A 10,134-nucleotide genomic window follows, 5' to 3' on the forward strand; every position below is an offset into this window, starting at 1 on the left:
GATTATGAGAGGCTTTAAACCTTAATTATTCGGTAATTAATTTTGTGTACCTACTTACTATTAAACCGTTCCTGATATTAACAAGGTACAATATTTTTTTATTTTTCCTATATTATAGTGTTGCTCAAGTTACTGAGGTCAAGTTGTTTTTGTTCTTTTATATTCCCTGTTTCCTGAATTAAGTAGGTGAGCATAAATAAAGGGAACAAGTTTAGGGCGGGTTTAATGGACTATATCGGAAATATCAAACCTTTCAGTTAAACCCGCCCCTACAATTTTTTTAACGTTTAATTAGACCTACCTATTCCCTATTCCCTAAAACAAAAATTGTAAAATTATTTCCTAATATTGATTTTTATGATTAACTCATCTTCTTCCAGCTTTCTGCTTACTGTTTCCTGTTTAAATCTTTTCGGAAATCTTTTGAGTTCTATTTNAAACAAAAATTGTAAAATTATTTCCTAATATTGATTTTTATGATTAACTCATCTTCTTCCAGCTTTCTGCTTACTGTTTCCTGTTTAAATCAAATAATTAGCTATTTAATCACTATATTTTTTATTAGTTTTCCTCTGCCAACTTTGGCAGAAACTGTATTAGAGAAAATTCAAAAAACGGGTGTATTAAAAGCGGGAGTCAGAAGTGATGCTGTTCCATTTAGCTATATTAACAATCAAACCAATCAATTAGAAGGTTATTCAGTTGAATTAATTAAATTAATTCATCAACGTCTAGAGGAAGAGTTGGGTAAAAAAATTAAACTAGACTTGCAAAAAATATCTCTAGAAGACCGTTTTAAATTAATCGAAGATGGGAAACTAGATATTGTCTGTGCTGCTACAACTATTAATAATGCTAGGGAAGAAGTAGTAGATTTTTCCATTCCTTTTTTCACTACAGGAATTCAATTATTAGTAAAAAAAACAGATGCAGAAAGGTTTGATCCACTCAAAGGTGCTAGAGGACAAATATCAATAGGTTTATTAGAAGACACAACAACTGAAGAGGAATTTCGACCTATTTATCCGAATGCAAATTGGCAAGAAGTTTCTAATAGAGCAGAAGGAATTAATCAATTATCTGAGGGGAAAATTGATGCTATTGCTAGTGACGGTATTTTGTTATTAGGAGCAGTTTGGCAACAAAATAAAAATCTCAATGATTTTACACTAATTCCAAAAATTCCGTTTACTTTTGAAAATTATGGTTGTATTTTGCCATTGGAAAATCCAGACTGGGATAAATTTGTCGATCTGACTATTGCTAGTGATCGAAATACCCAACTTTTACAGCAGTGGTTTGACCCTAAAAAAGGTAAATTTCCTTATGAAAACTTGAGGTAATTTCTAGACATCTCCAGAAAAGAGGGAGTAGAGAGCAGGGGGAAACAATTTATTATTTATAGCAACGCTAAATAGGTTGCGGGTAATCAAAAAGTAGATCAAAAAAAACTGAAACTCCTGCCTGTTGCCTGTTGCCTTCTGGAGCTTTTCCCTAAAAGCGGTAAGATTTTTATACACAAATATATTAGAGGATTGCTATATGTACGATAATTGATTTTATTTCTTATTATTGGAGATGTCTTCTGAAAATATAGCAATTATCAGCAGTTATTGTGGAAAGCTTTCCGCAAAATTTTCCTGACGGAATTCTCCGCATTCATGTCGCCTAGGAAAACAAAAATAATTATCCATTATCAATTAATGAAAGTATGATTTTCTGAATTAGGTGCATCTCAATATTCGCAAAAATACTTTTTTCCTATTCCCTATTCCCTATTCCCTATTCCCTATTCCCTATTCCCTATTCCCTATTCCCTATTCCCTATTCCCTATTCCCTATTCCCTATTCCCTATTCCCTATTCCCTATTCCCTATTCCCTAAAAGCGATCAATTTTTGGCTTTCTTCAAAATTTAGATGCACTCTTCTGAATTAATCTTTGAATACCCGTATAAAAATAATGAGGCAGGATAAATTTGAGTGACAAAATCAACAAAATAAAATCCTGTTTATCAATTCTGCTGCGAGTATATTTCAAAGAAAATTTATGATTAACCAAATAATGAAAATAGACGAATTATTAAGGCAATATGCAAGAGGAGAAAGAAATTTCAGTGGCCTATACTTACATGAAGTACATTTGCTAGAAGCTAACTTAGAAGGCGCTAATTTTTTTGAAGCTGACTTCACAGGTGCAAACCTGAGTCGGGCCAATCTTAGTCGAGTAAACCTGGCCAAAGCCAATCTTAGTGGAGCGAATCTAATTGGAGCTGATTTAAGTGAAGCAAATTTGTCAGGTGCCCTTCTAGTAGGAGCTAAACTTAACATAGCTGATTTAACAGGAGCAAAACTAACCAGAGCAGACCTAAGTCGTGCTAATTTTAGCCAAGTTAATATGATAGATGCTGACCTCTCAAGAGCTATCCTCTATGAAACAGATTTACATGGAGCTAACCTATATGGTGTTAATTTCCGAAGAGCTATTCTTAATGAAGCTGACTTAATTGGTGCTAACCTCACCAGAGCAGATATGGCAGGAGTAGATTTAATTGGCGCAAATTTAATGAGAGCAGATTTAACAGAGGCTATTTTAAGTGCTGCTGACTTAAATGGAGCGAGTCTTTTGGGTGCTAATATTTCTGATATTAATTTGGCTGGAGCAGCTCTCCAAGCAACAATTATGCCAGATGGTACAAGTTATGAAGAATTTAGCAGAGCTATCCCAACTTAATCTAGAAACTAGAAACCGGGTTTCTTGTTCCGTGAGACTTTTATACTTCGCCTGAGAAACCCGGCTTCTTAACCAAAAAATAGTAAACTTGAGTATTTCAAGCCTCTAGCTTCAGCAGTCGGTACTGATAACTGATGAGTGAAATAACCTTCCATATCTATGCTTAGATTTATCAATTTGGTGTTAACATAGCACCAAAATATGCTACTTTTTAAAGATTTAAAAAATGAGACTCAAAATCCTTTCTGCTGTCTTAGTTTTTACTACAGTTTTTCCTAATTTTCCAGCCATTGCTGAGAATATTCAACATACACAAAAATTATTATCTAGCAAACAATGTCCTAATTGCGAATTAACTGGTGTTGGTTTAGTCTTGGCAAATCTTCAAGGTGCTAATCTAGAAGGAGCTAACTTGAGTGGAGCTAATCTCAGTCGGGCAAATTTAACAGGGGCAAATTTATCTGGGGCAAATTTAGCTGGTACAAGTTTATTTGGTGCTAACTTAACTGGTGCAAATTTATCTGGTGCAAATTTGGCTGGTACAGACTTAAGAAATGCTTATTTAACAGGTGCAAATTTAACAGGTGTTGACCTCAGAAATGCTTTTTTATTAGGTGTTGTGGGAATGCCATCTAATGTTGGAGAAGCTGAAGATTTTTATCGGTTAGGAGTTGCTGAAGCAAAAGCAGGACATTATAAGGATGCTGTTAAATATTATAACCAAGCTATTAGTTTGAAATCTGATTTAGCTGCTGCTTATTTTGCTAGAAGTATGGCTCTTGCCGACCTCGGAAATCTTGATGCGGCTCTTGCAGATGCTGAAAAATCTCGCGAGATTTTTGTTTCTAAAGGTAGTAAAGAGGGTGAAGAATTATCAGAATATTTGGTTGAAATTATTGACCTACGTTTGAATCCTCCAGAGCCTGAAAAACCAAATCAATTTGTACACGCTATAGGTTCTTTACTTCCTTCTTTATTAAGGTTAGCATTTTAGGTCATTTCAGTTATCAGTGCTTCTAGAAATAGTAATACCAAATTAAAAAAAGGCAGTTACATCTTAATTTGGGATTTATTCCTACAATAAAAAATTGTAAATTCCATAAATTGTAAAAATAAAACCTTTTTTACTCTTTTTTTATTATGTTTTTCTTTCCCTATTCCCTCCATACCTGTTCCCTGTTCCCTATGTNGATTTATTCCTACAATAAAAAATTGTAAATTCCATAAATTGTAAAAATAAAACCTTTTTTACTCTTTTTTTATTATGTTTTTCTTTCCCTATTCCCTCCATACCTGTTCCCTGTTCCCTATGTTGTGACTGTAGCAATATTTTATTAAATTGGTATAAGGTTTATTTTTTTCATCCCCTTAAAATGATTATAAATAATATCAAAAAAGAGGTGATAAACTTGAGGCTAATCTTGTCGTGACCACGGCCAATGCAAGTTATCTTTTCCAATATATTTGCGAAAAAATAAAAGGTCGTAATCTACTAATTGAACCTTTTGATAATCTGTATTATTAAGACAGCACAATAGGAGAAACTCCACTTATTGACTGTAGATTCTCTATTCTTTTAAGATAATTAGTCAATGGTGAGTTTACTTCTATATCTAGATGTTTGAGACGCTCTCCAATAATGTCTTTATGTATACCCAACCGTAGCTCTTCATCACTTGCTTTGATACAAATATGTAGTAAACTCTCATAAATCGGTTGGGTAGCTTCATTATTAAAACCTCTACTAAATTTTTCACTAAATAAACGATACCTTGGAACTAGGTCTCTACATATTTGTAAACGACAATTTGCTAGAGAATTAATGTTACTAATAGTAGGGTTGCTTCTAGAATTATTATCTGTGATGCCTGATGCTAAACAAACTTTTCCTGCAATAAGCTGCAATAAACCGACATTTCCATTAGAATCATCTAAGATAGATTTTTTTATATTATCACTAAAGGAAATTTGTAATTTTCTTTCTCCCATTTCCAGAACTTTTTCGAGTTCTTCGTTTTTCCATCGAACATCTATTTCTTCAATACGACCACTTAAGTCTTCATTGTAGTAAGATAAAATATTATCCTCTGACCAGACTCCCATAATAATGAAAGAAACAGAGCAATCCCAAAACACTTTCAAGTCAAATGATAATTTTTCCCTTACTTCCTTTGATAAGTAATGAAAGTCTTAAATTACTACTTTTTTGTTGTTTTTTTGGATTACTTCAGCAATGTAATTTGTGTTATCTAAACTACAAGCTTGAAATCCGTGTTTTTCTTGTCTGCCAATATTAAATACCCCTTTTAACTCAAGTCCTGGAACTGTAACGTTTGCATCTGCAGAACCAGAAAATTGATTAATTACTTCGGTTGGTATTTTAACTTTTGCTTGCCTGATAATTTCAGAATATATTTGGCTAATATTTGTTCTGTTAGTACAATGAACTTTAATACATTTTTCATCTGAATAAATTTTTTCTTCTTAGCACTGTTTTACCTTGCTTTGAAGCGCCATGAATAACTAGGTGGCTTCCAGAATCAAGCAAATATCTAAATTTTTGATCGAGATTGTTTCTATCAACATAGGTATGTTTAGGAACATAGGCGTGAAATTCCAAAAACCTGATTCAATTTCAGTTTGTGAAATGCCATATTGTATTCCTTTCCGAATAGTTATTTGAGTTTCTTAATTGATCTGGGTCTAGTATAAACAAGCTAGCTAGCTATAATCAAGCTAGTTGAATGACACATCTAAAAATGATGCGTTACGACGGATTGTTCTAGGAGATGAATGGTCAAAATTTTCGACTATTGCGTATAGAGCAATAGTTAGTACATTTCCTGAAGCACTCCACCAGAGGAGATGAATAGTCAAAATTTTCGACTATTGCGTATAGAGCAATAGTTAACACATTTTATGAAGCACCCCAGAGGAGATGAATGGTCAAAATTTCCGACTATTGCGTATAGAGCAATAGTTAACACATTTTATGAAGCACCCAACCAGAGGAGATGAATAGTCAAATAATTTAACAAACCCTGATTCATCTTTTGAAAACGCGACAAATAAATTTTTCAAAATGGTTAAAGTCAAGGTTTTGGAAGGACCGGAAAAAGGTAGGATTGGTTGGGTTTCAGTTGCTACTGTAGGTAAAGAGAAAAGATTAATATCTGAAGAGTAAAGCCACTTAGTTAAGTTATTGTTTGTAGGCTTTTACTAACTCAATATGTCTCAAAACTTTTCGTTTAAATTAACGACATTAGGGACGTTTTATTGAACGTCCCCTTAAAAGTTTCTGACTTCACCCTATCCTCAATCTTTCTAAAAATTACCATCAGGTAAACAGTTGTATCTTAAATTTGCTTTTCAGTTCCTAGAACTGCCAAAAGTTAGCATTTTCAGTAGAAAATATTCCATTTGCTAACCCTCCCCAAACTCCCCACCCTTCCCGCAATTTCCTACTTAACCCCTGCCTGGCAAAAAACTACTACTCAGTTTTTTAATCGCAGTACTAGCAATATCTGCATAACGCAATTCTCCGCACAGAATTTTACTCATTACTGTGGTAGCTGCTGGTAACTTAACCCCCACTTTATAAGCTANCTACTTAACCCCTGCCTGGCAAAAAACTACTACTCAGTTTTTTAATCGCAGTACTAGCAATATCTGCATAACGCAATTCTCCGCACAGAATTTTACTCATTACTGTGGTAGCTGCTGGTAACTTAACCCCCACTTTATAAGCTACTTTCGGAAACCGATAAAATGCTCCGGCTAAACGACCCGCCCAAACCATATCTGCACCCCATTCCTCATTGATTATCTGAGTATATTTTTTCAGAGCATCCCCATTACCTCCTAAAGCTTCATCTATTGCTTCAGCAGCTTTTACACCACTAAAAATTGAAGGGCGAATACCTTCCGCTGATAAAGGGTCTGATAAACTTGCTGCTTCTCCTGCCAATACAGCATTTTGAGTGTGAAGATTTTTATCTCCATCCCATAGAGAAATAGCTCCCTCTAATAATCCATCTTGACTTACATTTGCACCAATTTGTTGAGCATATTCTATCAAATCTTTAGAGATATTTTTGGGTTCCCCACCTCTAAAAGTAGCAATACTAATTGAATAGGAATCAGCTTTAGGAAAACCCCAAATATTTCCANCCCTCTAATAATCCATCTTGACTTACATTTGCACCAATTTGTTGAGCATATTCTATCAAATCTTTAGAGATATTTTTGGGTTCCCCACCTCTAAAAGTAGCAATACTAATTGAATAGGAATCAGCTTTAGGAAAACCCCAAATATTTCCATTTTTAACTGAACCAAATTCAAAGCTAGCTTTTTGATTAGACTCATTTAATGGTGCTTCAAAAACTATACTTTGGCGTTTTTTAGATTCTTTAAAACCCAACCATTTAGCCATTGGGCCTTTAGCTCCATCGGCAGCAATTAAATAACGACCAGTAACAGGTTCCGTATTTGTTTTAACTTCCCAATGATCACTTTTAAATTCAATCCCTGTAACTTCTGTTTTGTCTCTTAATTCTGCACCTTGTTCTGTAGCTTTTTGGATCAGAAAATGATCGAAAACATCCCGTTTTACCATCCACATAGGAACAGGCAAATCTGCTTCTACAGGGTCTTCTAATTTCCATGTATAACGAATTTTTTTGACTTTCAGAGAAATTGCTGGACTTAAATCAAAGTCAAACCATTGAGCGATCGCTGGAGATACCCCACCACCACAAGCTTTAACTCTAGGTAAAGATTCTTTTTCTATGATTAAAACAGAACGTCCTTTTTTAGCCAAATGATAAGCTGCTGTACTTCCTGCCGGGCCTGCTCCTACGATTATACAATCAAACATTTCTTCTAACTTTAATAGTGAGATTTTTTATGATTTGTGAGAATGGGAAAATACCTATTGAGTAGGGGAAGTTTATATAGATAAGTTATTGACTTGCTTAAACCATCTATAAAACCTCCCCCTGCAAAAGTCACAGAGTTCCCACCTTACCTATTATTCTCTAAGATACTTGATTTTGAATACCTTGTCGATCTAGAGGTGTTTGAACTTTTAATTTTTTACTTTTGACTTTTGTTTATCTGTATGTTCAAGAATTTTTTAAACCGTCCTAATATCCTTCTCTTTAGCAGCTAATAACTCATCTATTTTGGCGATGTATTTATCTGTCTTCTTTTGAATTTTGTCTTGTAAATCTCGTGATTCATCTTTAGAAAGATCGCTCTTTTTTTCTTGTTTACGAACTGAATCTACGGCATCACGACGAATATTCCGGACAGAAACTTTCCCCTCTTCAGCAAGTTTTGCTGTTAACTTAACCATTTCCTGGCGACGTTCAGTTGTTAGTGGAGGAATATTTAACCTAACAATAGATCCGTCATTGTTGGGAGTTAAACCAACATCTGACATATTAATTGCTTTTTCAATTAAGCTGAGACTACTTTTATCAAAAGGTTGAATAGTAATTGTACTAGCATCTGGAGTCCCAATATTTGCCATAGATTTGAGTGGAGTCGGAGCTCCATAATAGTCTACCATTACTCTGTCTAAAAGAGAAGCATTAGCTCTTCCAGTTCTAACAGTATTGAAAGAATTTTTAGTCGCTTCAACTGCTTTTTGCATCTTATCTTCAGCTTCTTCTAGATTCATCAAAACCTCCTACAATAGTTCCAATTTTTTCTCCCATAACAGCTTTACAGATATTACCCGAAACTGAAAGGTTAAATACAATAATCGGGATATTATTTTCTTTACAAAGAGCGATCGCCGTACTATCCATTACCCGTAAGTCTTGAGTTAAGACTTCCCCGTAAGTCAGGGACTTATATAGTTTGGCCTCTGGATTCTTATGTGGGTCAGAATCATAAACCCCATCAACTTTAGTGGCCTTAAAAATCACCTCTGACTCAATTTCTGCCGCTCTCAAAGCAGCAGTAGTATCAGTGGTAAAAAATGGATTACCAGAACCCGCACCAAAAACTACTACTCGCCCTTTTTCTAGATGACGAATAGCTCGGCGACGAATATAAGGCTCGGCCACTTCCTGCATAGCGATCGCTGTTTGGACTCTTGTTGGTACTCCTGCTTGTTCCAGGGCATCCTGTAAGGTAATAGCATTCATCACAGTGGCAATCATACCAACATAATCTGCTGTTGCCCTATCCATTCCCTTAGAAGCTGCTTTCACACCTCTAAAAATATTACCGCCTCCAACTACAATTGCCATTTGGATTCCTGTGGCCACTACTTCGGCCACTTCCTGAGCAATTCCTTGGACTACTGCTGGGTCAATGCCATAGCCCAGACTTCCCATCAAGGCTTCGCCACTCAACTTGAGCAAAACCCGTTGATAAACTGTCCCCATGCTGTGAGTATTTTCTCAACTAAAGTTGCTTCCACAATACGATACCAGTTGAGTTACTTTTTTCGACTATTTTATTCTTGGGAATTAGAGGATAAAAATTGAGAAAGTGGTATTTCTTCAGTTGTTTATGATTTTTTTTCGGAGCAGTCTTTGCGAAAGTGTTTTATAAGTATTGGATAGAAGTATTGAGGGTCTGCTCCGGTAAACTTTGTAGTAGTCATAACCGGGATAACTTCTAAACTCGCCCATTCTTAACTGTCAATATATGGGAAACTGCTGTAACTGGATAGGGGATTCAGATTGAATTTTGTGTAACTAATTTTATCTGATGACTTAGCAATTATCATACTGCTGAGTTCATTAATTGATAATGGATAATTACCTGGTGGTTAAAACCGTAATGGAATTGAATATAAGGAAATACTAGAGCACTTTTTTTCTCTTAAAATAGAAGGCTTGATACCTTGATTTTTCCGTGAAAAATTATAGGTTCTAGGGAACACCTTAACAGGGAACATAAAAGAATAAAAATAACTTTACCTGATCAAGGATGATCGACGCTTTATTTTGTTGATTCAATCCAACCATATAAATTTTGAATCATAATTTATAGCGCCATTTAATTGAGCAACCAAGAGCTTGTGTAGTAGATGGAGTTACTATTTTAGCTTCCATAATTTGGGAGATCGCCTGACGTAAATAAGCAACTTCTACTACTTCTGGCTGATTAACATTATCGTCTATTAAGCCACAATATCTTAACTTTCCTTCTCGATCTAATAAAAAAGCCAGGGGAGTTTTCTCAGCACCAAAACTGATTGCCACATCTTGAGTTACATCCCGAACATAGGGAAAATTCAGTTCATTATTAGTAGCAAATTCTTTCATTTTTTCAAAGCTATCTTGTGGAGAAATTATTGCATCATTAGCATTCATACCAATTATTATTACTCCTTGTTCTTGAAAGTCTTTTTGTAGTTGTTTAATCCTGTAAATATAATAC

The 10,134-nt window shown here is 34.8% G+C and carries 8 protein-coding genes and 2 pseudogenes; 3 read left to right on the top strand and 7 right to left on the bottom strand.

Going from position 1 to position 10,134, the window contains the following annotated elements; translation table 11 throughout:
* The first annotated feature begins 581 nt into the window (after positions 1-581).
* From AFK68_RS24815 to AFK68_RS24825, 3 genes are all read left to right on the top strand, one after another.
* On the top strand, positions 582-1,343 hold the full coding sequence (locus tag AFK68_RS24815) for an amino acid ABC transporter substrate-binding protein (RefSeq protein WP_210407606.1): 762 nt from the start codon (positions 582-584) through the stop codon (positions 1,341-1,343).
* Positions 1,344-2,048: 705 nt separating this feature from the next.
* Positions 2,049-2,732 carry a pentapeptide repeat-containing protein gene (locus AFK68_RS24820; protein ID WP_246844446.1) on the top strand — a complete coding sequence of 228 codons (684 nt, stop codon included), beginning with the start codon at positions 2,049-2,051 and terminating at the stop codon, positions 2,730-2,732.
* A 226-nt stretch (positions 2,733-2,958) separates the two neighbouring features.
* Positions 2,959-3,726 carry a pentapeptide repeat-containing protein gene (locus AFK68_RS24825; protein ID WP_094675951.1) on the top strand — a complete coding sequence of 256 codons (768 nt, stop codon included), beginning with the start codon at positions 2,959-2,961 and terminating at the stop codon, positions 3,724-3,726.
* Positions 3,727-4,253: 527 nt separating this feature from the next.
* On the opposite strand, the gene AFK68_RS24830 is transcribed toward AFK68_RS24825, so the two are convergent.
* The 7 genes and pseudogenes from AFK68_RS24830 to AFK68_RS24855 all read right to left on the bottom strand — a co-directional run.
* A complete protein-coding gene (locus AFK68_RS24830; RefSeq protein WP_143438222.1) occupies positions 4,254-4,835 on the bottom strand; it encodes a hypothetical protein in 582 nt (193 codons plus the stop codon).
* A 633-nt stretch (positions 4,836-5,468) separates the two neighbouring features.
* On the bottom strand, positions 5,469-5,609 hold the full coding sequence (locus AFK68_RS37320) for a hypothetical protein (protein ID WP_168186643.1): 141 nt from the start codon (positions 5,607-5,609) through the stop codon (positions 5,469-5,471).
* Between the two features lie 733 nt (positions 5,610-6,342).
* Positions 6,343-6,901 (bottom strand): annotated as a pseudogene (locus AFK68_RS46390) (dehydrogenase); the annotation flags it as partial.
* Between the two features lies 1 nt (position 6,902).
* A pseudogene (locus AFK68_RS24840) lies at positions 6,903-7,609 on the bottom strand (geranylgeranyl reductase family protein); the annotation flags it as partial.
* A gap of 258 nt (positions 7,610-7,867) precedes the next feature.
* Positions 7,868-8,416 (bottom strand): ribosome recycling factor, encoded by a 549-nt coding sequence (gene frr / locus AFK68_RS24845; protein ID WP_094675955.1) that lies wholly within the window; start codon positions 8,414-8,416, stop codon positions 7,868-7,870.
* Positions 8,397-9,131, bottom strand: a complete 735-nt coding sequence (pyrH, locus tag AFK68_RS24850) for a UMP kinase (protein ID WP_094675957.1) — start codon at positions 9,129-9,131, stop codon at positions 8,397-8,399. The genes frr and pyrH overlap by 20 nt, the downstream gene beginning before the upstream one ends.
* Positions 9,132-9,731: 600 nt before the next feature.
* Positions 9,732-10,134: redoxin domain-containing protein (locus AFK68_RS24855; protein WP_094675959.1), on the bottom strand; the 403-nt coding region annotated here is incomplete at its 5' end.

Origin of the sequence: Hydrocoleum sp. CS-953 (genome assembly GCF_002260545.1) — a bacterium.
Taxonomy (GTDB): domain Bacteria; phylum Cyanobacteriota; class Cyanobacteriia; order Cyanobacteriales; family Microcoleaceae; genus Trichodesmium.

What these genes read in the sequence shown, in the direction of transcription:
- AFK68_RS24830 (WP_143438222.1), bottom strand. Translation starts at nt 4,835, where the DNA reads ATGGGAGTCTGGTCAGAGGATAATATTTTATCTTACTACAATGAAGAC.
- frr (WP_094675955.1), bottom strand. Translation starts at nt 8,416, where the DNA reads ATGAATCTAGAAGAAGCTGAAGATAAGATGCAAAAAGCAGTTGAAGCG.
- pyrH (WP_094675957.1), bottom strand. Translation starts at nt 9,131, where the DNA reads ATGGGGACAGTTTATCAACGGGTTTTGCTCAAGTTGAGTGGCGAAGCC.
- AFK68_RS24820 (WP_246844446.1), top strand. Translation starts at nt 2,049, where the DNA reads ATGATTAACCAAATAATGAAAATAGACGAATTATTAAGGCAATATGCA.
- AFK68_RS24825 (WP_094675951.1), top strand. Translation starts at nt 2,959, where the DNA reads ATGAGACTCAAAATCCTTTCTGCTGTCTTAGTTTTTACTACAGTTTTT.